Origin of the sequence: Candidatus Reidiella endopervernicosa, from assembly GCF_013343005.1 — a bacterium.
Taxonomy (GTDB): Bacteria; Pseudomonadota; Gammaproteobacteria.
In genome coordinates, this window is record NZ_CP054491.1 from 2521102 (window position 1) to 2547731 (window position 26630).

31 protein-coding genes are annotated in these 26630 nt (G+C 54.1%); 7 read left to right on the top strand and 24 right to left on the bottom strand.

What is annotated here, in order from left to right; genetic code table 11:
- Window positions 1-416: 416 nt before the first annotated feature.
- From HUE57_RS19265 to HUE57_RS19715, 5 genes are all read left to right on the top strand, one after another.
- On the top strand, window positions 417-887 hold the full coding sequence (locus HUE57_RS19265; protein ID WP_236860608.1) for a hypothetical protein: 471 nt from the start codon (window positions 417-419) through the stop codon (window positions 885-887).
- A 162-nt stretch (window positions 888-1049) separates the two neighbouring features.
- Window positions 1050-1268, top strand: coding sequence for a hypothetical protein (locus tag HUE57_RS13775; protein WP_174672484.1), 219 nt, complete (start codon window positions 1050-1052; stop codon window positions 1266-1268).
- Window positions 1269-1536: 268 nt separating this feature from the next.
- A complete protein-coding gene (locus tag HUE57_RS20600; RefSeq protein ID WP_478210006.1) occupies window positions 1537-1818 on the top strand; it encodes a DUF6680 family protein in 282 nt (93 codons plus the stop codon).
- On the top strand, window positions 1746-1904 hold the full coding sequence (locus tag HUE57_RS20390) for a DUF6680 family protein (RefSeq protein ID WP_478210007.1): 159 nt from the start codon (window positions 1746-1748) through the stop codon (window positions 1902-1904). Before HUE57_RS20600 ends, HUE57_RS20390 begins: the two co-directional genes overlap by 73 nt.
- A gap of 45 nt (window positions 1905-1949) precedes the next feature.
- On the top strand, window positions 1950-2075 hold the full coding sequence (locus HUE57_RS19715) for a hypothetical protein (protein ID WP_272901976.1): 126 nt from the start codon (window positions 1950-1952) through the stop codon (window positions 2073-2075).
- A gap of 567 nt (window positions 2076-2642) precedes the next feature.
- Here the strand turns inward: HUE57_RS19715 and der are convergent.
- The 19 genes from der to HUE57_RS13870 form a co-directional block, all read right to left on the bottom strand.
- Window positions 2643-4028 (bottom strand): ribosome biogenesis GTPase Der, encoded by a 1386-nt coding sequence (gene der / locus HUE57_RS13780; protein ID WP_078482227.1) that lies wholly within the window; start codon window positions 4026-4028, stop codon window positions 2643-2645.
- A gap of 27 nt (window positions 4029-4055) precedes the next feature.
- Entirely contained in the window at window positions 4056-5210 is a 1155-nt protein-coding gene (bamB, locus tag HUE57_RS13785) for an outer membrane protein assembly factor BamB (RefSeq protein WP_078482226.1), read from the bottom strand.
- Complete coding sequence (locus tag HUE57_RS13790; protein ID WP_078482225.1) at window positions 5207-5836, bottom strand: YfgM family protein; 630 nt, start codon at window positions 5834-5836, stop codon at window positions 5207-5209. The genes bamB and HUE57_RS13790 overlap by 4 nt, the downstream gene beginning before the upstream one ends.
- 19 nt (window positions 5837-5855) lie before the next feature.
- On the bottom strand, window positions 5856-7130 hold the full coding sequence (hisS, locus tag HUE57_RS13795; RefSeq protein WP_078482224.1) for a histidine--tRNA ligase: 1275 nt from the start codon (window positions 7128-7130) through the stop codon (window positions 5856-5858).
- Window positions 7131-7209: 79 nt separating this feature from the next.
- Window positions 7210-8301, bottom strand: coding sequence for a flavodoxin-dependent (E)-4-hydroxy-3-methylbut-2-enyl-diphosphate synthase (gene ispG, locus HUE57_RS13800; RefSeq protein WP_078482223.1), 1092 nt, complete (start codon window positions 8299-8301; stop codon window positions 7210-7212).
- 15 nt (window positions 8302-8316) lie between these two features.
- Window positions 8317-9252 carry a RodZ domain-containing protein gene (locus HUE57_RS13805; RefSeq protein ID WP_172840048.1) on the bottom strand — a complete coding sequence of 312 codons (936 nt, stop codon included), beginning with the start codon at window positions 9250-9252 and terminating at the stop codon, window positions 8317-8319.
- Complete coding sequence (gene pilW, locus HUE57_RS13810) at window positions 9218-10006, bottom strand: type IV pilus biogenesis/stability protein PilW (protein WP_078482221.1); 789 nt, start codon at window positions 10004-10006, stop codon at window positions 9218-9220. The genes HUE57_RS13805 and pilW overlap by 35 nt, the downstream gene beginning before the upstream one ends.
- Window positions 10003-11103 (bottom strand): dual-specificity RNA methyltransferase RlmN, encoded by a 1101-nt coding sequence (rlmN, locus tag HUE57_RS13815; RefSeq protein WP_078482220.1) that lies wholly within the window; start codon window positions 11101-11103, stop codon window positions 10003-10005. Before rlmN ends, pilW begins: the two co-directional genes overlap by 4 nt.
- 186 nt (window positions 11104-11289) lie before the next feature.
- On the bottom strand, window positions 11290-11490 hold the full coding sequence (gene iscX, locus HUE57_RS13820; RefSeq protein ID WP_078482219.1) for a Fe-S cluster assembly protein IscX: 201 nt from the start codon (window positions 11488-11490) through the stop codon (window positions 11290-11292).
- A 30-nt stretch (window positions 11491-11520) separates the two neighbouring features.
- Complete coding sequence (gene fdx / locus HUE57_RS13825) at window positions 11521-11856, bottom strand: ISC system 2Fe-2S type ferredoxin (protein ID WP_078482218.1); 336 nt, start codon at window positions 11854-11856, stop codon at window positions 11521-11523.
- 35 nt (window positions 11857-11891) lie between these two features.
- Window positions 11892-13778: a Fe-S protein assembly chaperone HscA gene (gene hscA / locus HUE57_RS13830; RefSeq protein WP_078482217.1), complete on the bottom strand. Its 1887-nt coding sequence runs from the start codon at window positions 13776-13778 to the stop codon at window positions 11892-11894.
- A 53-nt stretch (window positions 13779-13831) separates the two neighbouring features.
- Complete coding sequence (gene hscB, locus HUE57_RS13835; RefSeq protein ID WP_078482216.1) at window positions 13832-14377, bottom strand: Fe-S protein assembly co-chaperone HscB; 546 nt, start codon at window positions 14375-14377, stop codon at window positions 13832-13834.
- A 20-nt stretch (window positions 14378-14397) separates the two neighbouring features.
- Window positions 14398-14721, bottom strand: coding sequence for an iron-sulfur cluster assembly protein IscA (iscA, locus tag HUE57_RS13840; protein ID WP_078482215.1), 324 nt, complete (start codon window positions 14719-14721; stop codon window positions 14398-14400).
- 50 nt (window positions 14722-14771) lie between these two features.
- A complete protein-coding gene (gene iscU / locus HUE57_RS13845) occupies window positions 14772-15155 on the bottom strand; it encodes a Fe-S cluster assembly scaffold IscU (RefSeq protein WP_078482214.1) in 384 nt (127 codons plus the stop codon).
- Between the two features lie 26 nt (window positions 15156-15181).
- Window positions 15182-16405, bottom strand: a complete 1224-nt coding sequence (locus HUE57_RS13850; protein WP_078482213.1) for an IscS subfamily cysteine desulfurase — start codon at window positions 16403-16405, stop codon at window positions 15182-15184.
- Window positions 16406-16448: 43 nt separating this feature from the next.
- A complete protein-coding gene (locus tag HUE57_RS13855) occupies window positions 16449-17603 on the bottom strand; it encodes a cysteine desulfurase family protein (protein ID WP_078482212.1) in 1155 nt (384 codons plus the stop codon).
- A 33-nt stretch (window positions 17604-17636) separates the two neighbouring features.
- Window positions 17637-18092: a Fe-S cluster assembly transcriptional regulator IscR gene (gene iscR, locus HUE57_RS13860; RefSeq protein WP_078482211.1), complete on the bottom strand. Its 456-nt coding sequence runs from the start codon at window positions 18090-18092 to the stop codon at window positions 17637-17639.
- A gap of 58 nt (window positions 18093-18150) precedes the next feature.
- The gene (cysE, locus tag HUE57_RS13865) at window positions 18151-18972 is read right to left on the bottom strand and encodes a serine O-acetyltransferase (RefSeq protein WP_078482210.1); all 822 of its coding nucleotides are present in this window, start codon (window positions 18970-18972) and stop codon (window positions 18151-18153) included.
- Window positions 18973-19136: 164 nt separating this feature from the next.
- On the bottom strand, window positions 19137-19853 hold the full coding sequence (locus HUE57_RS13870) for an RNA methyltransferase (protein WP_078482209.1): 717 nt from the start codon (window positions 19851-19853) through the stop codon (window positions 19137-19139).
- A gap of 114 nt (window positions 19854-19967) precedes the next feature.
- Here HUE57_RS13870 and suhB point away from each other — a divergent pair, with 114 nt between their 5' ends.
- Complete coding sequence (suhB, locus tag HUE57_RS13875) at window positions 19968-20765, top strand: inositol-1-monophosphatase (RefSeq protein WP_078482208.1); 798 nt, start codon at window positions 19968-19970, stop codon at window positions 20763-20765.
- 92 nt (window positions 20766-20857) lie between these two features.
- Window positions 20858-21154, top strand: coding sequence for a hypothetical protein (locus HUE57_RS13880; RefSeq protein ID WP_078482207.1), 297 nt, complete (start codon window positions 20858-20860; stop codon window positions 21152-21154).
- 48 nt (window positions 21155-21202) lie between these two features.
- Here the strand turns inward: HUE57_RS13880 and secF are convergent, their stop codons facing one another.
- The 5 genes from secF to queA form a co-directional block, all read right to left on the bottom strand.
- Complete coding sequence (secF, locus tag HUE57_RS13885; RefSeq protein ID WP_078482206.1) at window positions 21203-22141, bottom strand: protein translocase subunit SecF; 939 nt, start codon at window positions 22139-22141, stop codon at window positions 21203-21205.
- A 30-nt stretch (window positions 22142-22171) separates the two neighbouring features.
- Entirely contained in the window at window positions 22172-24025 is a 1854-nt protein-coding gene (gene secD, locus HUE57_RS13890; protein WP_078482267.1) for a protein translocase subunit SecD, read from the bottom strand.
- A 30-nt stretch (window positions 24026-24055) separates the two neighbouring features.
- Window positions 24056-24388, bottom strand: a complete 333-nt coding sequence (yajC, locus tag HUE57_RS13895) for a preprotein translocase subunit YajC (RefSeq protein WP_078482205.1) — start codon at window positions 24386-24388, stop codon at window positions 24056-24058.
- Between the two features lie 69 nt (window positions 24389-24457).
- Window positions 24458-25573 carry a tRNA guanosine(34) transglycosylase Tgt gene (gene tgt / locus HUE57_RS13900; protein ID WP_078482204.1) on the bottom strand — a complete coding sequence of 372 codons (1116 nt, stop codon included), beginning with the start codon at window positions 25571-25573 and terminating at the stop codon, window positions 24458-24460.
- On the bottom strand, window positions 25570-26619 hold the full coding sequence (gene queA / locus HUE57_RS13905; protein ID WP_078482203.1) for a tRNA preQ1(34) S-adenosylmethionine ribosyltransferase-isomerase QueA: 1050 nt from the start codon (window positions 26617-26619) through the stop codon (window positions 25570-25572). Before queA ends, tgt begins: the two co-directional genes overlap by 4 nt.
- Window positions 26620-26630 lie beyond the last annotated feature (11 nt).

The following is a 26630-nucleotide window of genomic DNA, read 5'->3' on the forward strand; positions in this document are numbered from 1 at the left end:
ACTAACCGCCCTCACTTCGCTCTCCATGGCGGTCAGCGAAGGAGAGAATATGCTTTCTCGTATAAATGGATTTCTGGGTAAGAAAATAGAACTATCTGATAGCATTGAGACCGATGGTTATTCTCTAATCATTCGAGGAATCCTTTACTTCATAACCGCATCATGGATAGCTTTTATCCTGCCTATCTATTGCTGATTCACATGAATGTTGAGAAATTCTTTTCATATGACGTATATGTGGGTGGAATATTTGGAGTTAAGTCTTTCCTATTTCTAGTTTTTATACTCATCACCATATCTGCTCTATATATGTGGGGATTCGTACTAATATTCAGGAACGCTGTAATATCAAAATCTAAGGAAATGTGGGTTTTGGGTGGCGCTTTTGTACTGGTATCGCTATTTTTTCACTTGATATGTTTTTAGTGGTCTTTCGTCAGGAAAGACCGTCGGGGAGTCGCTATTTTGCGAAAGTTTGTTTTGGGCATCCAAGCCCAAGCAAACAGCAAAAACTTAACGCGACCATTTATGCCTACGGCGCCCCGACGTCCTGCGTTCGTTGCGTAATCACCTCTTCGCGGCTCTACACAACTCCCTCAGTGACTCTACGCCGACATAAAGCCGCTGCTGCATCTTCTTCGTCGTTCGCTCGCGCTCTCAACTACGAATATGCAGACGGCGTCGACTATCGCGGACTAACCGCCTTCGCTTCGCTATCCATGGCGGTCAGCGAAAGAATATTGTGGCTATCTGTATTGGGCTTAATCTTTGCAGTGGCGGTTTCGTCCTATATGGCTAATCCACTTAATAATATTGTTTCAAATTGGATTACACCTCTTTTGGTATTGTCGCAAGTGCAACGCTGCCTATTTTCTTTACCGAGATAACCTCCGATATAGTCAAAACAGGACTCGAAAATTTCAGGGTTGGTGGGAGTGTTCAAGCTTCAGTTCATAAAGTAGACAATGGGAAGTAATAAAATCCGAAAGCTTCTTTTGCTTACTCCGCAATATGCTTACCTACGAGAGGATGTCGGGGAGTCGCTATTTTTGCGGAAGCATGTTTTGGGCATCCAAGCCCAAGCAAGCGGCAAATACTTAACGCGACCGTTTATGCCTACGGCGCCCCGACTCGTCTGCGTTCGTTGCGTAATCACCTCTTCGCGGCTCTACACAACTTCCTCACTGACTCTACGCCGACATCTTCTTCGTCGTTCGCTCGCGCTCTCAACTACGAATAGGCAGACGGCGTCGACTATCGGGGACTAACCGCCTTCGCTTCGCTATCCATGGCGGTCAGCGATAGTGGATATATTTCTATTTCCAGAAATAGCGACATGTATGTATCTGTGCAGTAAAAAGTTAACAGTCACATCAATTGGGACTGGTATTTCTAGCGGCTTCAAACCAGCCCATTACGCGGGCATTATGCGCAAGAGAACACACGAACACCAACGGAGATGCTATGACGGTTGAGTGACTGGTTAATGATATTAGCGGTGCTTCTAAGCTCCCTCATTTGCTGTTCAGGTGCAAAATGGCTCGAACATCACGAGAAGATCGAGAAAGAAAAATACGCATCTTCAAGACATTAATGGCAACTAGAGCGGCTACTGTTTCAGCGGATCATGTTCAGGCGTTAAACATGATCGACCTAGAGTTTGACGACAAGAAATACAAGAACATCAAGCTGGCTTGGAAGACGTACTTGGATCATCTTGGCAGCTTCCCAAAGAGGATGAGAAAGTGCAGCCTTTATGGTCCGACAAGATGGTCGATTTGTTGGCAAAACTCTTACAAGAAATGGGTAAGTCATTAGGATATGAATTCGATGAGGTTCATATCAAAAAGGCATATACTCCCCAGAGGCACACGCAAGAGTTGAAGATGAAAATAATTTACTAAGAAGAGGATTGCTTGAGACTGCTATATGGTGATGGAACTCTAAAGATGGACATTCAAAGCCTACCGATTGGTGAAGAAGAAGCAAAAGAACAAAAGGCTATTCGACAGGGATTAAAAGACATCCTAGATGGAAACAAACAATTTCCTGTTTCAGTCAAGGAACAGGAGTAGCGCATAACAATACGTTCATAGCATGATAATTGCCTGTAGAGCCAGCGACATAACTGAGGCAGAGACAGCAAGCAGCCCGGATGTAGTGAAACGAAATCCGGGACTTTTCCCTCCCGGATTACGCTTTGCTCCATCCGGGCTACAAATGATTGCCAATCCGAATTCTTATCACCTTAGATGCTATCCAGTCTGATTAGTGATGAACATCGTCACCGGGATTGGAACCTAGCCGACTACTGTGAATAATAAGATTGGCTCTGGCACCTTTCCTGTACAAATTGCTACACCCTGACTTGCCTTACTTCCACTAATCGGTGCACCTAGCAACAGCTCATCCACACAGACATTAAAAATGCTTATCAACATCGGCAGCGCACCGCCTGCTGCGACGATCTTTCCATTATCACCACCCATACCGATCAGCCCACTGTGGTGTCGTGGTCGGCGTCAAGCCTGTAAGTTACTTTGTAGTTACCCACCCACGTTAGGAGGCTTGACGCCGCCCCATTGAATATTCAACGTAAAAAAAAGGGGCTCAAAGAGCCCCTTTTTCATCAAACAACAATCCTACTTCTTTCTATACTTCTCTATCCGTTTATTCTTCTTACCAAATTTTTCTCTTGGTGGTTTCTTCTTATCCTTGAAGGGGTTTTCACCCGACTTGAAGTCGACCCTAATCGGTGTGCCTTTCAACTTAAGAATCTTGCGGAATTTGTTCATCAGGTAGCGTTGATAGCTATCCGGAACTGCCGCAGTCTGGTTGCCATGAACAACGATCAATGGTGGATTCTGACCGCCCTGGTGTGCGTAACGCAGTTTGATACGACGTCCCTTCACCAGTGGTGGCTGGTGGGCGGAGACGGCATCTTCGAGGATACGAGTCAGATCCGGGGTGTTTAACTTACGGGTCGCCGACTCGTAGGCGTCCTGAATGGAGTCGAACAGGTTACCGACGCCACTGCCGTGCAGTGCTGAGATAAAGTGGGTGTCTGCAAAATCGAGGAACATTAATTTGCGTTCAAGTTCACGCTTGATCCAGTCACGCTCATCCGACGCAAGACCGTCCCACTTATTAACCGCCACCACCATCGCGCGGCCACTATCGACCGCATGTCCGGCGAGCCAGGCGTCCTGATCGCTGATCTCTTCGTGGGCGTCGAGCACCAGGATGACGACGTTGGCCTCGTTGATCGCCTGCAGCGCCTTGATGGCACTGAACTTCTCTATTGTCTCCTTCACCTTCGCCTTACGGCGCACACCGGCGGTATCGATCAGGACATACCGCTCATCGTCACGCTCGAAGGGGATGAATATCGAGTCGCGGGTGGTGCCGGGCATGTCGTAGGCGAGTACCCGCTCCTCGCCGAGAATACGATTGACCAGCGTCGACTTACCGACGTTGGGGCGTCCAACTACGGCGATGCGTATCCCCTTCTGCTCGGCACTGTCGCCCTCCTCCTCGGGTGGCAAGGCGTCAAATACCATCTCGATCAGATCGGCAACGCCGCTTCCGTGCGCCGATGCAACGGGCAGAGGCTCTCCGATACCGAGTGCAAAGAATTCGGCCGAGACGACATCGATATTCAGACCTTCACTCTTGTTGAGCGCCAGGTAGATTGGTTTGTTACAGCGACGCAGCATATTGGCAATGGCCTGATCGGCCGAGGTCATGCCATCTCGAGCATCGACCAGAAACAGCACTGCATCGGCCTCATCAATCGCCTGCATTGCCTGCTGCTCCATCAGCGCATCAACACCCTCGGCATTACCGCTTAGACCGCCGGTATCGACGACCAGATAGGGACGCTCGCCAACACGACCGGCACCATAGAGACGATCACGGGTGACACCAGGCATATCGGCGACCAGTGCATTACGTGTACGGGTGAGGAAATTAAACAGGGTCGACTTGCCCACATTGGGGCGGCCGACCAGTGCGATTACAGGGAGCATGGGGTTCTACTTAATTCCGAAGGACGACTACTCGGCAATCTTGTAGGCAGCGAGATCGCCACCACGGCCGAGTACAAACAACATCTCATTTTCAACAATCGGCGCTGCAGAGATACCACTGCTACCGACACGGGTGCGTGCGACCAGGTGACCATCGGTACGATCCATCCAGTGCAGGTAACCCTCGTAATCACCGACCACGACGTAGTTACCGACCACCGCTGGGGTACTGACCGAGCGGTTGGTCAACTTGTCCTGCTTCCAGATGGAACGACCGTTGGCCCGCTCCAGTGCCCAGACGTGGCCACTGTCATCGGTCACATAGATCTGACCATAGTCACCACCGAGACCGGCGCGAGAGGGTAGCTCACGCACCCAGCGCAGCTTTCCGCTGAGCAGATCGACCGCAGCGACACGACCTTGATAGGTGGAGACGTAGATCTCGTTGCCCATTACCAGTGGATCGGCATCGATATCGACCATGCGTTCCAGCTCTGAACGACCGCTCGGTACGCTGATACGACGCTCCCAGAGTGGCTTGCCGTCCTTGAGGCTAATGGCGGTCAGCTTGCCGCTGGCAAAGCCACTGATCACCAGACCGGGTGCGAGTACCGGTGAGCTGGTACCACGCAGGGTCAGGGTCGGTACAGTACGATCGTAGATCCAGAGACGCTTACCATCTTTGGCATCGAGGCCAAACATCTTGCCGTCGATGGTCTGGGTAACAACCACGCCTTCGGCTGCGCGCGGTACCGAGAGAACCTCGCTGCTCACCTTGGAGCGCCACAGTTCATCACCGTTCTCGACTGAGAGTGCTACCACCTCGGCATCGCTCGTGCCAACCAGCACCAACCCCTCTCCTACACCGACGCCACCACCGATGGTGCTATCGGTATCGTGGATCCAGACTCGATCACCATTGTTGGCGTCAAACGCCATCACGTCACCATCGAACTCTGCTGCGTAGACACGCTCACCACTCAGTGCCACAACCAGGTTGGCACGATCACCACGACTACCGGAACCGGCACTGCGTTCCCAGATTTCATCGACCTTAACGGTGGTATCAAAATCGGTCAGTTCTGCAGCAGGTGCGGTGTTGTCTTCACCCAGAAACATACTGCCGCAGCCCTGCAGCAGCAGAACGCTCAGCAACAGGGGTGCGAATCGGAACTTACTCATTTCGCATCTCCTGCGGCGAGATCATCATGCTTCATCTGCAGGAAGGAGCTAGTACCATTGGTCGCCAGTGCGATGGAGTACGCTGCTCGCGCCTTATCTGCTTCACCCTTGGCAGCGTAGATATCACCCTTCAGCTCAGAGTAGGCCGAGGCGAAACCCTCAGAGGGTACGGTTTCAAGCTTGGCCAGCGCAGCGTCGCTGTCGCCCTGCATATAGAGCAGTCGTGCCAAGCGCAGGGTTGCCACTGAGCTGAGTCCGGTGAGTGAGGCGTTATCGTTAACCCACTGCAAGTGGGCCTGCGCCTTCTCCAGTGCTCCGCGCTCAACCTCGATACGCGCCAGCATCAGCGAGGCCATCGCGGCATACTCACCGCTGTTACCATCGGCCAGCAGTGCGGTGCCGAGCTGTACCGCTTCATCCTGTTTACCAACCTCTACCGCCTGAAGCATCAGGCTGTAGGTCATTGATGAGTTCTCGGCCTGGACCTGTTTATAGTCAAACCAGGCGCGACCACCAAAGAGAATACCGAGTCCGAGCACCACGCCGCTGACAACTGCCACGCCGTTCTCTTTCCACCACTTCTTGATCGCCTCTACCTGCTGCTCTTCGCTTACGTAGCCTTCCACAGTGACTCTCCGTTCCCAGTTATAGGTTTATCAAATTTGAAATATGTTGTGCCAGATCGTTGTGCGCAACGGTCTGCTGCTCGCCATTACCGCGTAGTGGTTTGACGCCGATCTCACCCCTTGCCAGCTCATCGTCACCCAGAATCAGGGCGAATTGGGCGCCGCTTTTATCGGCGCGTTTGAACTGACTTTTAAAACTTCCACCACCGCTATTACAGAGCAGTGAGAGGTTTGGTAATTCATCGCGTAGTGTCTCTGCCATCACCAGCCCCGCCCGCTGTGACTGCTCACCGACCATGATCATGTAGCCATCGGGGGCACCGCTCACCTCGAGATTCTGCTGCTCCTCGAGCATCGCGACCAGACGCTCAACGCCCATCGCAAAACCGGCCGCCTGTGTCGGCTTGCCGCCGAGCTGCTCGACCAGTCCATCGTAACGACCGCCAGCACAGATGGTGCCCTGTGCACCCAGGCTCTGCGTTACCCATTCAAAAACAGTCTTGCTGTAGTAGTCGAGACCCCGCACCAGACGGGTGTTGATGCGGTATGGAATTCCCGCAGCATCGAGTAGCGCCAGCAGCTGTTCGAAGTGCTCACGTGACTCCTCATCGAGGTGCTCCTGCAGCTTCGGTGCCTCCTCAATCATCGCCTGCATCTCGGGATTCTTACTATCGAGAATACGCAGTGGATTGGAGTGCAGACGGCGTTTGCTCTCCTCATCGAGCAGCGCTTCATGGGTGGTGAGGTAGTCGATCAGAACTGTTCGGTAGGCGTTACGCGCCTCGTTGGTGCCAAGTGAGTTGATCTGCAGTTCAACATCGTCGAGACCGAGCACCTTCCACAGCCGTGCAGTAATAAAAATCAGCTCTGCATCGATATCGGGGCCGTTCATACCAAACGCTTCAACGCCGATCTGCTGGAACTGACGATAGCGCCCCTTCTGTGGGCGTTCGTGTCGGAACATCGGGCCGGTGTACCAGAGACGACGGATCTGGTTATAGAGCAGACCGTGTTCGATACCGGCACGCACACAGCTGGCGGTACCCTCAGGACGAAGCGTCAGACTGTCGCCGTTGCGATCTTCGAAGGTGTACATCTCCTTCTCGACGATATCGGTCACCTCACCGATAGAGCGCTTGAACAGATCGGTCTTCTCGACCAGCGGCATACGGATCTCTTCATAACCGTAACCGCGTAATACGCTCGCCACGCTACGCTCCAGATGCTGCCACAACGGGGTTTGATCCGGCAGGATGTCGTGCATGCCGCGAATTGCCTGAATACTTTTTGCCACTTTTTACCTTTTTCTACTGATGCAGCCGGTTACCCCAGAAGAGACCGATAACGGCCGCTCAGGTTCCCGACGGATTAAACTATTCTGTCTCTGCGTTACGTCGTGCGATCTCGTCGCGAATGCTCTGCTCCAGCTCATCGACCAGCTGTTCGTTGCCCACCTTGTGGTCGGGCTTGCCGCCAATATAGAGCAGATTGGGCTCACCACCGGTAACTCCGATCTGTGCCTCGCGCGCCTCACCCGGACCATTGACCACGCAACCGATCACTGCCACATCCATCGGCTCGAGAACATCCTCTAGGCGTGACTCCAGTTCGTTGACCGTACTGATCACATCGAACTCCTGACGTGAGCAGGAGGGACAGGCGATCAGGTTGATCCCCTTGTTGCGAATACGCAGGCTCTTGAGGATGTCGAAACCGACCTTGATCTCCTCAACCGGATCGGCCGCCAGCGAAACACGCAGCGTATCGCCAATGCCTTCACTGAGCAGCATACCGAGACCGATCGCCGACTTGACGCTACCGGCGCGCAGACCACCCGCCTCGGTAATACCGAGATGCAGCGGCTGCTCGATCTGGCTGGCCAGTTCCCGATAGGCGGTGACGGTGGTAAAGACATCGGAGGCCTTAATGCTGACCTTAAAATCGGGGAAATCGAAACGGTTCAGGTAGTCGATATGGCGCATCGCCGACTCGACCAGTGCCGCCGGGGTCGGCTCGCCATACTTCTTCTGGATATCCTTCTCTAGCGAACCGGCGTTCACACCGATGCGAATCGGGATATTGTGATCGCGCGCCGAGTCGACGACTGCACGTACGCGATCCTCCTTACCGATGTTGCCCGGATTGATACGTAGACAGTCGACACCCAGCTCGGCCACGCGCAGCGCGATCTTGTGGTCGAAGTGGATATCGGCGATCAGCGGTAGCTCGATTCGTTTACGAATTTCACCAAACGCCTCGGCGGCTTCCATGCTTGGAATAGAGATTCGCGCCATATCGGCACCGGCACGATCGAGTGCCTCGACCTGACCGACGGTCGCATCGACATCACAGGTCTCGGTGTTGGTCATGCTCTGCACCGAGATCGGTGCATCGCCACCCACCTTTACCGAGCCGACGCTGATCTGTCGTGAAACACGACGCTGTATTGAATTCTCTGTATGCATTACTTACCAGTACAGTTAACTGCCCACTTCAAAACGTGCCAGATCACCTTCAATAAAGGGGCGGTGATCAAATGACTCCCCATCAATCTCTACTGCAACCACGTCGGCCTTTCCAAGGAAAACCCTGAACGGTGCCGGGCCGTTAATCTCTCTTGCACGTTTCGAGGTGCCCATGTCATACATGCGTCGCTTGCCGGAGGCATCATGCACAACCACCCAGCTATCTCCGCTGAAGCTGAGCTTGAGCACTGCCCCTGTAGGCGCTGGCGCAATCACCTCTGCCACCTTTTCGGTAACAACCGGTGGACTCTCAATCAATGCGGCTACAACCACAGGCTCACTAACGGCCGGGGCGACTGGCTCTGGTTCAGCAACTTCAGGAGCCTCAACAACCAGGGCTTTCTCAGCGACTATCGGTTCGACAGGCTCAACCTCAGCCGCCTCAGCCTGTTCAATGATCATCGCCACCGGTTGAAAGGTCTCGCTAAGCTGCGACACAGGCTCCTCTTCAACCTTTGCCGTCACCTCATCGTTCTCTTCACCCTCAAGCATGTTGCTACCGACTATTGCCAGTAACACCACCACGATACCGACTACCGCGAAGGTCGCATATCTTTTCCAGCGCAGTAGCTGCTCCGCACCCGCCTTGTGAAACGAGAGCTCGGGCGCCTCGCCACAGGTGGCGTTATAGGCCGTTACAATCCGCTCCTCGTCGATCGACAGCAGTCGTGCGTAACTGCGTAGATAACCTCGAACAAAGGCCGGTGCAGGCAACACCTCACAGCTACCCGCTTCAAGCGCCTCGACCACATCACGCGTAAGTCGTAGGTGGCTTGCGGCATCCGCGATGCTCATCTCCTGTGCTTCGCGTGCCTGTTGCAGCTGACGCCCTACATCGGCACCACCTGCTGTCGCGTTATCTTTCTCCAACCCCTCTTCTGTACTCATCATCCTCCCCCTGCAGTTTTCTGGCCTCTTCTGACCCAGGGTATCGCTTGAAGAGCTCCCCCCGGTATCTGCGGGCCATTTCTTTATCGCCAAGACTGTTTTCAGCATGGAATCCGATATAGAGCGCACGCTCACCGAGCTGTGCCGGTGCACCGAGGCGCTGTAGATAAGCGCGCGCACTCAAATATTTCTTGCTCTTGAAGGTCAGCTCTGCCATCTGCATCAGCGCCAGCGGATAGCGTTTATTGATCTCAAGTGCCTTACGCAGGTACTGCTCTGCTCGCACTTTATCGCCACTACTGCTGAGACAGATACCAGCAGAGGCATAAGCAACCTCAGGTTGGCGGTTGGCTGGATTGCTCCAGGCGCGCTGATACTGCTCGACCGCTTTACGATAACTCCCACGGCTGCAGAGGAAACTACCGAAATTGGCACGAGTCATCGCATCATCTGGATTCAACGCGATCGAGCGCTGATAGTGGTGTTCTGCCTTAGGGTTATCACGCAGGCGGCTATAGAGCAGCGCGATGGTCGAGTGGGTCACAGCGTTACTCTGATCATGTGCCAGTGAGCGCTGCAGTTTCTCCATTGCCTGACCATTGTCACCACTGCGCATGTAGTTAATACCAAGCTGCAGATTGAGCTGTGCAACCTGCTGGTCACGCCCCTGCTCCGGCGCCTCGCTCTTGCTTGAATCAGAAGCACAACCAACCAATAGTGCACTCACCATTACCAGAACCACTGCGACTCTGCTCATGCCGAACGCTCCAGCTTCAGCTTCTGCGTACGGCGGGTACGATCCTGCACCCGACCCGCCAGCTGTCCACAGGCGGCATCGATATCGTCACCGCGGGTTCTGCGTGTCACGGTAATGTGACCGGCATCGATCAGGATCTCCTGGAAACGTCTTACCGTCCGATCTGAAGAGCTACGGTAGTCACTACCTGGAAAGGGGTTGAAGGGAATCAGATTAACCTTGGAGGGGACATCCTTGAGCAACTTTGCCAGCTCACGCGCCTCTGCCTCCGAGTCATTCACTCCATCGATCATTACGTACTCCATCGTAATCTTTCCGTGTGGCGCTCCAACCGCATAACGGCGGCACGCTTCCATCAATTCTGCAATCGGATACTTCTTGTTGATCGGTACCAGCTCATCACGCAGCTCATCATTGGTGGCGTGCAGCGAGACGGCAAGACTGACATCAATGGTCTCGCTCAGCTGATCCATTGCTGGCACTAGCCCCGAAGTACTGAGGGTGACACGACGTTTGGAGAGGCCAAAGGCATTGTCTTCCATCATCAGGCGCATTGCAGGGACGACGTTATCGACGTTAAGCAGCGGCTCACCCATTCCCATCAACACCACATTGGTGATGGCGCGTTCACCGCGATTTTCCGAGATGCCGATGGCGATGCTGGCGGCGAGCACCTGACCGATGATCTCGCCAGTGGTGAGGTTGCGGTTAAAACCCTGCTGCGCCGTGGAGCAGAAGCTGCAGTTGAGGCTACACCCGACCTGAGAGGAGACACACAGGGTTCCACGCCCATCCACGGGAATAAAGACGGTTTCGATGCAGTTTCCATCTTCGAGACGGAACAGCCATTTGCGAGAGTGATCCTGAGAGAGATGGTCGGAGGCGATCTCTGGCAGACGCACTTCGGCCTCCACCTTAAGTCGCTCACGCAGCACCTTACTCAGGTTGCTCATCTCATCGAAGTCGGTGATACCGAAGTGGTAGATCCACTTCATCACCTGGGTAGCACGAAAAGGCTTCTCACCTAGCGCGGCGAAGTACTCCCTCATACCCTGAAGGTCGAAGTCGAGGAGGTTAATTTTGGTTTCGCTGTTCAACTGGCTTTAAAGACTTCTCAGGGTATCGACGACTGGGATACGACTCATTTCTGGTCGCCCTAAATAGCGTAAACCCGCGAAAACGCGGGTTTACTAAAAATCACCTTATATATTCTACTCTTACGCGTCATTTCAGGCAATCACCGTCAACACGGAGGCGTCACCATTTCAAGGCACGGAAGAGGGTCAATCTCGCTCTTCTATCCATGTCATCTGGATCGCTTCGAGTACCTTCTCACCACCGTGATCGTGATCGTCATCGAACTCTTCGAGATCAACAACCCAGTTATGCAGGTCGACAAAACGGACCGTCTTCGGATCGACATCGGGATGCTTCTCATCAAGTTGAATCGCGATCTCCAGAACATCCAGCCATTTCAGACTCATACTCTCACCTTGTTAATTGCCAACCGGCCTTTAGTGTGTCTCTGAGACCATGTTGATGGTGTATTTGGGAATTTCGATGACCAGATCTTCACTACCAATCACCGTCTGACAGCTGAGGCGCGAGTCAGGATCGAGTCCCCACGCCTTATCGAGCAGGTCATCCTCATCATCGGTCGCCTCATTGAGATCACCACCTTCGCGAATATGGACGTGACAGGTGGTGCAGGCGCATGACTTTTCACAGGCGTGCTCGATATCAATGCCATTAGCAAGTGCCGCATCACAGATCGTAATGCCCGATTCCGCTTCAAAGGCAGCACCATCGGGGCAGAGCTCTTCATGGGGTAAAAACATCAGTTGCGGCATGATCTTCTTCCTAATCCTTTCAATTCAGCCAGGCACTAACTGCCCGCTTCAAACTCATCGACACTGTGTCCGGCCATCGCCTTCTGAATATTACTATTCATGCGGCGCTCGACATACTCAGAGCAGCTCTTCTCCAGCGACTCGATCGAACGTTTGATCTTACGCTGGTCACTGCTCTCTTCGGTCAGACTGATCAGCTCAGCAAGAGATGCATCGATTACGGCACGCTCCTCGCTGTTGAGTAACTGGTCACCATCCTTTGCCAGCGCAGCCTGCAGCGCCTCAACCACACGGCCCGCCTCGACCTGCTGCTCACGTAGTTTACGCGCCTCCATATCGTCACTGGCGTGATCGTAGGAGTCTTTCAACATCTGCGCGACTTCGTTATCGCTCAGGCCATAGGAGGGTTTGACCTGCACGCTCGACTCAACCCCACTGACCTGCTCCTGTGCCGAGACACTCAGTAGTCCATCGGCATCTACCTGGAAGGTAACGCGAATGCGTGCCGCACCGGCTGCCACAGGTGGGATACCGCGCAGCTCAAAACGGGCCAACGAACGGTTGTCGACCACCAGTTCGCGTTCACCCTGTAGTACATGCACTGCCATTGCCGTCTGACCATCTTTGTAGGTGGTGAACTCCTGAGCACGGGCTACAGGGATGGTGGTGTTACGAGGAATAATCTTCTCGACCAGCCCACCCATCATCTCAATACCGAGCGAGAGTGGAATGACGTCGAGCAGCAACATCTCATCGTTGGGTTTGTTACCAGCCAGCACATCAGCCTGCAGCGCCGCACCGATGGCGACTACCTGATCGGGATCGATGTCGACATGCGGTTCGCGGCCAAACAACTCTCCCACCTGCTCGCGTACACGCGGCACACGGGTCGAACCACCGACCATCACCACCTCGACGATCTCATCAAAGGCGATACCGGCATCACGCACCGTTCTACGGCAGGTGCTGAGGGTTTTCTTAATCAGTGGATCAACCAGTGAATTAAATAGTTCGACGGTGAGCGTACCCTGCCAATGTTTACCATCCTTCAGCTCGACATCAATCTCAGCCGTATCCCGGTCGGTTAGCTGCTCCTTGGCGGCACAGGCAGCATTGAGCATACGACGTGAGAGTGAACGATCTTCACCTACCTCAATCTCCGCCATATCGCGAATCCACTCGGCAATCGCATGATCGAGATCGTCACCACCGAGTGCGGTATCGCCACCGGTTGAGAGCACCTCAAAGACACCTCGATTGAGACGTAGTATCGAAATATCGAAGGTTCCGCCACCCAGATCGTAGACGGCAATAACGCCATCACCACTCTGGTCGAGTCCATAGGCAACAGCGGCGGCAGTCGGCTCATTGAGCAGACGCAGTACATTCAAACCGGCGATCTGTGCCGCATCCTTGGTCGCCTGGCGCTGTGCATCATCAAAATAGGCCGGCACAGTGATCACCACGCCAGTAAGGTCACCACCGAGCGAATCGATGGCGCGTTTTTTGAGCTGTTTAAGAATTTCTGCCGAGACCTCTACTGGTGTCACATCACCACCAACGGTGCGGATTCTCGGTACGGTCGAATCGACCTCAATAAAATCATAGGGAAGATGGGTACAGTGACGACAGGCATCTGCAAGCGGCCGTCCAAGATAACGTTTGATCGATGAGATGGTATTCATCGGGTCGGTACTGGCTGCGGCACGCGCTGTCTCACCGACAACGATCTCGCCCTCGCCAAGATAGCGAACTACAGAAGGAAGAATGGCGTGATCCTGCTCATCGGTCAGGGTGACCGCCTCACCACTACGTACCGAGGCCACCAGCGAGTTGGTGGTACCCAGATCGATGCCTACCGCTAACCGGTGTTGGTGGGGGGCCGTTGACTCGCCCGGTTCTGCAATTTGCAACAGTGCCATATTGTTTCCAGTAGATTATTTGCGCGGCGTATCATAACCGACAAGCGAGGATCTCAGTAGAGCTCATCCTCGAGATCGGCCTCGAGTGCCCCAGTCTCGTCCTCAAGACGACGTAGAAACTGCATCTTGCGCAGCGTGTCGCGAATCACCAGCAGATCATGCTCTCCACCAGAGGCAAAACGACCACTGATCTCACTGCTCATCTCAGCGACTTGCTTGTTCAGGTGAGTCAGAATCTCGCCCACCTCCCCCATTGGGTCGCTGCTGGCGCGCACCTCGGCGAGCCGTTCACGCAGCTCCATCTGCTCCATCAGGAACATCGGATCCATGACGGTATTGCTCTCATCCTCCAGCTCAACACCAGAGAGACCGAGGAGATATTCTGCGCGACTCATTGGGCGTTTGAGCGCCTCAAAGGCCTCATTGATCAGTGTTGCCTGCTGCATTGATAGCAGCCGTTCCTGATCGGAGCCAGTGGCGAAACGGTCGGGGTGAGCCGCGTTCTGCAGCTCGCGGTAGCGGGCTGAGAGTGCGGTGCTATCGAGGTCGAAGCTGATCGGTAGCCCGAAGAGTTCGAAGTAGTTTTGTGCGAGATCCATGGCGCAGCCTTCTCCGCGGGTTAGACGGTAAAGCTCTCACCACAGCCGCAGCTGTCTTTGACATTGGGATTGTTGAACTGGAAGCCTTCATTCAACCCCTCCTTACCGTAGTCAAGCTCGGTTCCTTCCAGGTAGACGAGACTCTTCGGATCGATGATGACCTTGATACCGTGCTGCTCAAAGACGCTATCCTCTTCCTCAATCGAATCGACAAACTCTAGTACGTAGGCCATTCCCGAACAGCCGGAGGTCTTCACTCCGAGTCGAACACCTTCGCCCGAACCGCGATTATCGAGAAATTTGCGTACCCGCTCTGCAGCGGCCTCTGTCACCGTAATACCCATCGTCTTACATCCACCTCTACCAGTTTGTTCCAACCAGTCGATTTAACAGACTAATCGTCCTGCTTAACCATGTAGTCGTCAATCGCTGCCTTGATTGCATCTTCAGCCAGGACCGAGCAGTGAACCTTAACGGGGGGCAGTGCCAGCTCTTCAGCAATATCGGTGTTCTTTATCTCTTTGGCCTGATCGAGGGTCTTACCCTTGACCCACTCGGTCAGTAGCGAGCTTGACGCAATGGCTGAACCGCAACCGTAGGTCTTAAAGCGGGCATCTTCGATCACCCCCTCCTCATTGACCTTGATCTGCAGCTTCATAACATCACCACAGGCAGGCGCTCCGACCATACCGGTACCAACATCACTGTCATCCTTCTCGAAGGAGCCGACGTTGCGGGGGTTCTCGTAGTGATCCAAAACCTTTTCGCTATAAGACATGACTATTCTCCTCTAAACCGGGCGCCCTAGTGGGCAGCCCACTGTACTTTTGAAAGATCGACACCATCTTTGAACATCTCCCACAGTGGAGAGAGTTCGCGCAGCTTGTTCACCTGCTCGCGAACCAGATCGATGGTGTACTCAACATCTTCACTGGTGGTAAAGCGACCCAGCGTGAAACGAATCGAGCTGTGTGCCAGTTCATCATTACGCCCCAGTGCGCGCAGCACATAGGAGGGCTCGAGGCTTGCGGAGGTGCAGGCCGAACCGGATGAGACGGCGAGATCCTTCAGCGCCATCATCAGTGACTCACCCTCAACGAAGTTGAAACTGACATTCAGATTGCCGGCAATACGATGCGTCTCATCACCGTTGAGGTAGACCTCTTCCATATCTTTGAAGCCGTCCCAGAGTCGATTACGCAGCGTCATCAGGCGCTCATTCTCAGAGGCCATCTCTTCCTTGGCGATACGGAACGCCTCACCCATGCCGACGATCTGGTGTGTCGCCAGGGTGCCAGAGCGCATGCCACGCTCATGGCCACCACCGTGAATCTGAGCCTCAAGACGGATGCGTGGTTTACGACGCACATAGAGCGCACCGATACCCTTGGGTCCGTAGATTTTGTGTGCAGAGAAGGACATCAGGTCGACCTTGAGCTTCTCCATATCGATCGGCACCTTGCCAGCGCTCTGCGCGGCATCGACGTGGAAGATGATCCCACGCTCACGGGTCAGTTCACCGATCGCCTCGATATCCTGGATAACGCCGATCTCGTTATTAACATGCATCAGTGAGACCAGAATGGTTTCATCACGCATGGCCGCCTTGAGCTTCTCAAGATCGACCAGACCATTCTCCTCTGGATCGAGATAGGTGATTTCACACCCTTCACGCTCAAGCTGACGACAGGTATCGAGTACCGCCTTATGTTCGGTCTTGCAGGTAATGATGTGGTTGCCCTTCTTTTTGTAGAAGTTGGCCACGCCTTTGATCGCGAGGTTATTTGACTCGGTTGCACCCGAGGTCCAGACGATCTCCTTCGGATTGGCATTGATCAGCGCTGCCACATCAGCACGCGCCTTGGTCACCCCCTCATCAGCCTTCCAGCCGAATGTGTGAGAGCGCGATGCGGGGTTACCAAAGATGCCGTCGGGCTTTAGGTAGCTACACATTAAATCAGCAACACGCGGGTCGACCGGCGTGGTTGCGCTGTAATCCAGATAGATAGGCAGTTTCAATTCGCTCATCACTTCACCTTGCAATAGCTCGTTTAATCGTTAGCACTGCGCATTAGCCGTTGGCCATCATCGCGCCCATCTGTGCCATCTCGTCCGTTACCTTCGCCAGGAGCCGACAGAAACTATCGACATCCTCACGACTACTATTCTTTCCGAGGCTGATACGAACTGCGCCACGCGCAAGTCCCTTATCAACCCCCATTGCCACCAGTACATGGCTCGGTTCGGTCTTACCACTGGCGCAGGCCGAACCACTCGAAATCGCTGTATCGTGACGATCCATCTGCATCAGCAGCATCTCGCCATCGACCCCAGCCACGCTCATGAAGAGCGTATTGGGTAGTCGCTCCGCCTGCTGAGCAAAGCAGACAACTCCACTCATCTCAGCCAGCTTCGACTCCAGATAGTTTCTCAGCTCCAGCATGTGAGTGCTGTTGGCCTGAAGCTCACTGAGAGCCAGCTCTGCTGCTCGGCCGAAACCGACAATTGCAGCCACATTCTCTGTGCCGGCGCGCAGCCCTCGTTCCTGGCCACCGCCATCCATCTGTGCCTCAAGCCCCACTGAGCGATCGGCGATCAACGCACCCGCCCCTTTGGGACCGTAGATCTTGTGCGATGAGAGCGTCATCAAATCAACGCCCAGTCGACGGAAATCGACCTCCATCTTGCCCACTGCTTGCACAGCATCGCTATGCAGTAGTGCGCCGCACTCCGCCATCGTCTCCTTGATGGAATTGAGATCCTGAATTGTACCGGTCTCGTTGTTAGCCAACATGATCGAGATCAGTTTCAGATCGGCCTGATGCAATAGACGTTCTAGCGCTTCCAATCTGAGCCGACCATCACTATCAACACCGATGCTGTCGATCTGCCAGTCGTGCCGCGCTAACCGCTCAGCCGGTTCCAGCACCGAGGGATGCTCGACTGCGCTGACTGCAATCCTGCCCGGCGAGCATCTCTCCGCCATACCCTTGAACGCGAGGTTATTCGCCTCGGTCCCACCGGAGGTGAAGATCACCTGCCCCGGATGGGCATTAACCAGTGCAGCTACCTGCTCGCGCGCCTGATCGATTGCACTTCGAGCCAACCGTCCTTGAAGGTGACGGCTCGACGGGTTGCCACAACTCCCCCGTAGGTAGGGGAGCATCGCTTCAAGCACCCGCTCATCGAGCGGCGTGGTTGCGTTATGGTCCAGATAGAGTGTCATCAGCTACTCCAACTGCGACCGAAGTCGCCCCGCTCAACCGTTAAATGCGACTCGCTGCTCGCCCTGATCAGCAGTCTCAGAGCTGTTATTACAACGCTCAACCAGCTGCCCAAGAGAGATGTTGCTCAGGAAGTCGTGAATCTGGTTACTCAGATCGGTCCAGAGATCGTGGGTCAGGCAAGGCTCATTGTCCTTACAGTTACCCAGACCACCACACTTGGTGGTATCAACCGTTTCATCAACCGCACTGATAACCGATGCTACAGCGATCTCTGCCGCAGGACGGCTGAGTCGATAACCGCCACCCGGTCCACGAGTACTATCTACCAGGCCATTCTTACGCAGGCGTGAGAAGAGCTGCTCCAGATAGGAGAGTGAAATACCCTGCCGAGATGAGATATCGGCGAGCGTGATCGGGCCATCTTTATAATGGAGGGCCAGATCGAGCATTGCCGTCACCGCATAACGACCTTTAGTAGTCAGCCTCATTGCAATATCCTTCCTTTAGTTACTTATATCTATATGTAGAAGACCATACCCGAGAGTTTTAGTCAACTATTTTACTCTCGTCTATCTTCTCGATTGGAGCCTCACCATCATCCCCTTCTGATCGTTCAGCAGCGCTGCTTATTTCACACGAGTCGATCTCGGGCAAATCCATCTCAGAGAGCTCTGCACCCAGGCTCTTCATCGATTTACACATCCCTTCAAGACGGTCATCCATCGCATGCATATGATCGAGCATACAGTTGATCGCATGAGCGACCGGATCAGGCATGTCGTGTGGCATACCGTAGGCATCGAAGCCCATCTTCTCGGCTATGGCCTGACGCTTTTCATCCTTAATGATTGCTTCTTTCTTCGTCACGATGCGTCCCGGAACACCAACGACCGTGGCATCGGCTGGGACCGCCTTAAGCGCTACCGCGTTTGAACCGATACGGGCCCCATCACCAATCTCAATGGGACCAAGAATCTTTGCACCTGCACCTACAACCACGTTATTACCCAGGGTCGGGTGGCGCTTACCCTTCTGCCAGCTGGTTCCGCCTAGTGTAACGCCGTGGTAGAGGGTGCAGTCGTTACCGATTTCTGCAGTCTCACCGATTACGACGCCCATACCGTGGTCAATAAAGAAACGTTGTCCGATCTGTGCGCCGGGATGGATCTCGATACCGGTGAACCAACGCGCAACGCCGGAGAGGAAACGCGCCAACCACTTCAGGCCAAGATTCCATAGACCGTGACTAATGCGATGAAAAATGATGGCGTGGAGACCGGGATAGGTGGTCAGTATTTCAAAGATATTGCGCGCAGCTGGATCGCGTTCAAATATGCATCGGATATCTTCGCTAATACGAGAGAACATTCAGCTACCTAGAACCACCAAAATAGACTTCAAACCAGCCAATATGCAGACTCGCGAGAAAGGCACTCGTCCATTCCTGAGCTGCTATGTTGGGTATAGTACACCAAATCCCTATACTCCACTAGGTTTCATGGTTATTAACCGCATAGTTTCTAGGGACGCAGCTAGAGTTTTTTCTCTATCGAGGTGAGGAGACCGCGCAGAATCTGCACCTCGTCCTGCTCTAACCGAGCTCTATTGAAGAGCCTGCGTACTCGACGCATCAGCAATCGAGGATTATCTGGATTGAGAAATTCGGTCTTTATCATGATGTTTTCGAGATGCGCATAGAGGCGTTCTACCGCGTCTGAATCGGCATAGCTCGGCAGCTCAACCTCACTACCCTGATTATCCACAGCCTCGAGAAAGGCCATGCGCAGCTCATAACTCACCACCTGAACAGCAGCAGCGACATTAAGTGAGCTGAAATCGGGATTGGTGGGGATATGGACCAGGTAGTGACAGAGGTCGAGCTCCTCGTTCAGCAGCCCGGTCCGTTCACGACCAAAAACGAAGGCCGTCTGCCCACTGGTAGCAATCTCGACTGTTTTTGCCGCAGATTCACGCAGCGAGAGCTGCTCACAGCTAAGATTACGAGGGCGCGCACTCAGCCCAACTACCAGATTGGTTCCGACCAATGCCTCTTCAAGTGAGCGACAGACAACGGCATCTGCAAGCAAATTATCAGCCCCTGACGCACGCGCCGTTGCCTCAGCATGGGGATAGCTCTCGGGCGACACCAGATAGAGTTGGGCCAACCCCATATTCTTCATTGCCCGTGCCGCCGCTCCGATATTTCCGGGATGGGAGGTATTGACCAGTACTATGCGAACCGACTCCATCTGCACTTACGCCCCTCTTTTCACGCGTTTTTTTTCGGGCAAACACTCTAACACCGCCCCCGGTTCTTTGGTATGCTTGGCGCCGCTCCGAACTACCCTAAGTGGAAATCTTTCATGCATCCGATGCTCAATATCGCTGTTAACGCGGCTCGCGCTGGTGGCAACACCATTCTTCGCTATATCGATCGCATCGACGATCTCTCGATTGAGAATAAGCAGCGCAACGACTTTGTCACTGAGGTCGATCGTCAGACTGAAGAGGAGATCATCAAGGTTCTGCGCAAGGCCTATCCAGAACACTCGATCCTTGCTGAGGAGTCTGGTCTTACTGAGGGTAATGAGTATCAGTGGATTATCGACCCCCTCGATGGCACCACCAATTACCTGCACGGCTTCCCACAGTTCGCCGTCTCTATCGCACTGCGCTACAACGACAAGATCGAGCAGGCCGTGGTATTTGACCCTATGCGCCAGGAGATCTTCTCTGCCAGCCGTGGCAAAGGGGCGCAGCTGAATAATCGTCGTATTCGCGTTACACCTCGTCGTAGCCTGGAGGGTTCTCTGATCGGCACCGGGTTCCCATTCCGTCACCCACAGCACCTCGATAACTACCTTGCGATGTTCAAAGCGCTATCGGGTCAGGTTGCTGACATGCGCCGCCCCGGCTCCGCCGCACTCGACCTCGCCTACGTGGCAGCAGGTCGTCTTGATGGTTTCTGGGAGATCGGTCTCAACAACTGGGACATGGCTGCAGGAGCACTGCTAATCCAGGAGGCAGGCGGTCTAGTTGGTGATTTCAGCGGTGGAAAAACCTATCTGGAGAGCGGCAATATCGTTGCCGGAACCCCCAAGGTCTACAGCGCACTGCTGCGCAACATCGACCCTCATCGTGGCGAATACCTACAAAGATAAAGCGGGAATTAAGGCTCAAGTTTTCTGCCGCCATGACGACAATATAGGGGAGTGTGAATTACTTCATTATTGAGAGCGTCCAGGAAACATCAATGGCTTCAAGATCTGCCTATCAAATCAAATTCAGTGACATGGCGCTGGAGACGATGATGCGTGACGTGCTGGATGGGCTTGAGGACTTCTCAACCATGGTCGGCTTTGAGGCCAATACGCAGGGCTTTGAGGTTCTGTCGATCACTCCACCTGAACAGTGGGATAGTCATAATCACAGAACCCATGACGTGCAGGGCCTGAAGGGCACGGTAAAGACTGATTCGAACGAGTCAGTTCAGGCTAGCAATCAACGCAGCAGCTACGCTCCTATCACCTACCTACGACCACCTCGATAACAAACAATCTGTTCGGCACCTCCCTGTGCCATCAAGCTAACAGACCTGCTAAGGCAGATCGTCGAGTTCCACACCCTCTTTCTTTACCTGCATCAGATCCTCTTTACTGACACCGAGCATCAGCACCGATGCACTGGCGATGTAGATCGACGAGTAGGTACCAACGACCACACCGATGATCAGCGCCAGGGCGAAGGAGTGGATCACCTCGCCACCGAGGAAGAAGAGCGCCAGCAGTACCAGCATGGTGGTCAGAGAGGTCATCAATGTACGAGCCAGCGTTTCGTTGATTGATGTGTTAACCACATCGACCGGCTCACCCTTACGAATTCTTCGAAAGTTCTCACGTACGCGGTCGAAGACCACAATGGTGTCATTGAGCGAATAACCAATAACGGCGAGAATTGCCGCCAATACGGTGAGATCGAATTCAATACCCAGTAATGAGAAGATGCCAAGGGTGATCATTACATCGTGCACCAGGGCAAATACAGAACCGAAGGCGAAGCGATACTCAAAGCGCAGCGCTACGTAGATCAGGATACCGATCAGGGCAAACAACATCGCCAGACCGCCCTGCTCCGTCAGCTCATCGCCAACCTGTGGGCCGACAAACTCGACGCGACGCATATCAAGCTTTACGCCCGCCTCCTTATCGAGTCTTTCGAGAACGCGGTTGCTGATCTCTGAACTCCCTTCGGTGTCACTGGCAGCGATGCGTATTAGCAAATCCTTTGAGGTACCGAAGTGCTGAGCGGTGGCATCCTTAAAGCCCGCCTCGGCGAGTGTGCTACGAACCGACTTGAGGTCGACCGACTCGGGATAGGCCACTTCAATCAGGGTACCGCCGGTAAAATCGATACCGAAGTTAAGACCACGCGTCGCAAGTGAAAAGATCGCAACCAGAATGAGCGTCGCCGAGATCACCACGGCGAACTTGCGTTTGCTCATAAAGTCGATAGCAAAAGGCTTCTTGGCCATGCTTATGTTTACTCCTGTAAGAGATTCAATGCCGGACTAGATCGAGAGCTTCTCGACGCGGCGGCCACCGTACATCAGATTGATCACCGCACGGGTGCCGAAGATCGCAGTGAACATCGAGGTAACGATACCGATCGACAGCGTGACCGCGAAGCCCTTGATCGGGCCGGTACCAAAGCTAAACAACACGATCGCAGCAATCAGCGTGGTGATGTTGGCATCGGCGATGGTAGAAAGCGCCTTGGCATAACCAGAGTGGATACTCGCCTGCGGCGAGTTACCGAGCCGCAGCTCCTCACGGATACGTTCGAAGATCAGCACGTTGGCATCAACCGCCATACCTACGGTCAGTACGATACCGGCGATACCCGGCAGGGTCAGGGTCGCCTGCAACATCGACAGAACCGCAACGATCAGCACCAGATTCAACGTCAGTGCCATGTTGGCTACCATGCCAAAGGCCCTGTAATAGAAGAGCATCAGCACCAGAACCATGGCAAAACCAATGACCACCGAGGCGAAGCCCTGGTCGATATTGTCCTTACCAAGGCTTGGTCCAACGGTACGCTCTTCAACGATCTCAATTGGGGCTGCCAGTGCACCAGCGCGCAGCAGTAGCGCTAGATCGCGTGCCTCTGTGGTGCTATCGAGACCGGTGATCTGAAAGCGTTTGCTGAGCTGATCTCGAATACGCGCCACGTTGATGACCTTGGCATCACGTACTTTCTTCTTGACGGTCTCGCCATTGATCTTCTTCGATTCGGAGCGGCTCTCGATGAAGACCACTGCCATCAGCTTGCCAATATTATCCTTGGTCGCCTCACTGAAGCGTCCAGCGCCTTTGCCATCGAGGGTGATATAGACGGCCGGGCTACCCGACTGCTGTTCGATACCCGATGCCGCATCGGTAATGTAGTCACCGGTAAGCATCACACGGCGTTTGAGCAGAATTGGGTTGCCGTTACGCTCTGAGTAGAGACGCGCTCCGGCGGGGATACGACCGGTGCGCTTCGCCTCATAGGCGTCACTACCCTCTTCAACCAGGCGGAATTCGAGGGTTGCGGTGGCACCAAGGATCTCCTTGGCACGCGTCGTATCCTGCACACCCGGTAGCTGAACCACGATGCGCTCTTCACCCTGCTGCTGAATGACCGGCTCGGCCACACCCAGTTCGTTGACGCGATTTCGCAGCGTGGTGATATTCTGCTTCAGCGCCTGCTTGCGAATATCACGAATCTTCTGCTCTTTGAGCGAGAGTCGTAGGAAAACACCTTTATCGCTATCCAACTCAGCCTGATCAAGACCTTCAAACGTACTTTTAATGATCGAAAGTGACTTCTCGCGCTCCTCTTCATTTCGGTACTTGATCTTGAGGTTATCCGGTTCCTTCTGAATGGTCAGATAACCAATCTTTTCACCGCGCAGCAGGGTACGAAGCTCACCGACATATCCCTCAAGCGCCTGATTGACTGCGGCCTCCATGTCGACCTCCATCAGGAAGTGGACACCACCTCGTAGATCGAGACCGAGATACATCGGTTCTGCATCGACCGCACGCAGCCAGTCAGGCGTCGCGGGTGCGAGGTTGAGCGCAGTAATGTAGTTCCCACCCATGCGCTCACGCACCACCTCAGCCGCCTTCAGCTGAATATCGGTATTGGCAAAGCGAATCAGCAGTCGATTCCCCTCCAGGCGGCTCGACATCATTTCGATGCCGGCTCCCTTGAGTGCCTGTACCACCAGTTCCTGGCCAGCCAGGTCGATATCACCTGAACGGGCAGAGACCTGAATGGCAGGGTCCTCACCATAGAGATTAGGGAGTGCGTAGAGCCCACCGACCAGCACTACGGCGATAAGGATCAGATATTTCCAGATTGGATAACGGTTCATCATGTTGAGAGCTTGGCCCCAGAGTCCGTGTTAAAGATTTTTGATTGTTCCCTTGGGCATCAGCGTACCGACTGCACCACGCTGAACATGTACCTCAATACCCTTCGCTATCTCGATCTTGGCAAAGGTATCGCCAACCTCGGTGATCTTGCCTAGCACGCCACCATTGGTTACGACCTCATCACCCTTGGTGAGGGCCTCAACCATCGCCTTGTGCTCCTTGGCACGCTTCGACTGCGGACGAATCAGCAGGAAGTAGAAAACGACAAAGATCAGAACCAGCGGAAGGATTCCCATGAGGGAATCGCCCGCCTGTGCTGCTGGCGCCGCTTCGGCCATTGCGTCAGAGATAAAGAAACTCATAGTTACTCCTGAATAATCAGTTAGTTATTTAATAAATCAGTGGCGGCACAACCGCACAAAACGCACGTATTATGACACACCCGGCGCCTTTTGCGACCGCGCCTTGTAGAACGCTTCGACCCACTGCTCCAGGCGCTGTTCCTCGATCGCTTTACGCAATCCACGCATCAGATCCTGGTAGTAGTGGAGGTTGTGAATAGTGGCCAGTCGCGGCCCCAACATCTCACCACACTTATCGAGGTGTTTGAGGTAGGCGCGACTGTAGTTCTGGCAGGTGTAACAACTGCACTGTTCATCAAGCGGACGCGTATCGAAGCGATAGCCGCTGTTGCGAATTCGTATGACACCCTCGCGGGTGAAGAGGTGACCATTACGGGCATTGCGAGTCGGCATGACACAGTCGAACATATCGACACCACGACGCACCGCCTCGACGATATCCTCCGGCTTACCGACCCCCATCAGGTAGCGAGGGCGATCCTCCGGCATATCAGGGGTGATCGCCTCAAGCGTGGCAAGCATCTCCTCTTTCGGCTCACCAACCGAGAGGCCACCGATGGCGTAACCATCGAAACCGATCTCGACTAACCCCTCAAGCGACTCCCTGCGCAGGTCGGCATACATACCCCCCTGCACGATACCGAACAGCGCGTTTGGGTTGTCACTATGAGCAATCTTTGAGCGCTTGGCCCAGCGCAGCGAGAGCTCCATTGAGCTACGCGCCTCGCGCTCAGTAGCCGGATAGGGGGTGCACTCATCAAAGATCATCACGATGTCAGAGCCAAGCTCACGCTGCACCGCCATCGACTCCTCCGGCCCCATGAAGACCTTGCTACCGTCGACCGGTGATTTAAAGGTGACACCCTCCTCCTTGATCTTGCGCATCGCACCCAGGCTGAATACCTGGAAGCCGCCAGAGTCGGTCAGAATCGGCCCCTTCCACTGCATAAAATCGTGCAGATCACCGTGCGCCTTGATCACATCGGTACCGGGACGCAGCATCAGGTGGAAGGTGTTACCAAGGATGATCTCGGCGCCGATTGCCTCAATCTCCTCAGGAGTCATCGATTTGACCGTACCGTAGGTGCCGACCGGCATGAAGGCAGGTGTCTCTACGCTACCACGTGGGAACTCGAGACGACCGCGGCGCGCCTGACCATCACTTCCCAGTTTTTCGAACTTCATCGACACACCTCTTCGGTCTTATTACTTGGGGTACAAAACATCGCATCACCATAACTGAAGAAGCGATAGCCCTGTTTAACGGCGTGTCTATAGGAGGCCATTACATTCTCATAACCGGAGAAGGCAGAGATCAACATTAAAAGCGTCGATTCCGGCAGGTGGAAGTTGGTAATCAATGCATCGATGACACGGAATCGGTAGCCAGGATAGATAAAGATAGATGTCTCACCGCTGTAGGGTTCAAGCTTGCCCGATTGCGCGGCCGATTCGAGTGCACGCACCACGGTGGTACCAACCGCCACGATGCGACCACCGCGCTGTCGGGCGGCTTCGATCCGTTCAACCAGTGCTGCAGAGACCTCAATATGCTCTGAATGCATCAGGTGATCTTCGAGCTTATCAGCACGCACCGGCTGGAAGGTTCCGGCTCCGACATGCAGGGTGGTAAAGGCGCGCTCAATTCCCTTTGCATCGATACGTTTAAGCAGTTCATCATCAAAATGCAGACCCGCCGTAGGCGCTGCAACCGCACCAGGACGTTCGGCGTAGACTGTCTGGTAGCGCGATAGGTCATCCTGCTCCGCAGCACGTTCTATATAGGGAGGCAGCGGGATGTGACCGTGACGATCTAGCAACTCAAGCAGCGGCTTCTCTGAATCGACACGCAGCTCAAACAACGCATCCTGGCGACCTGTCACCTCTACATCAAAGGCATTCTCCAGGCGCAGACGAGAGCCCGGCCTGGGTGATTTACTGGATCGTATATGGGCCAGCGCATGGTGCTCATCAACCACCCGCTCAATCAACACCTCAACCTTGCCGCCACTCTCTTTCTGCCCATAGAGGCGAGCTGGAATGACTCGAGTATTGTTGAAAATCAGCAAATCTTCAGTCTGAAGTAGATCGACCACCGACTCAAACTGCAGATCCTGAGTACTACCTCTCTCACCGTCGAGCACCAACAGACGGCTAGCGCTACGCTCAGGAAGCGGACGCTGCGCAATCAGCTCATCGGGGAGGTCATAATGGAAGTCGGTGCGTTTCATAGGCGCGCGAT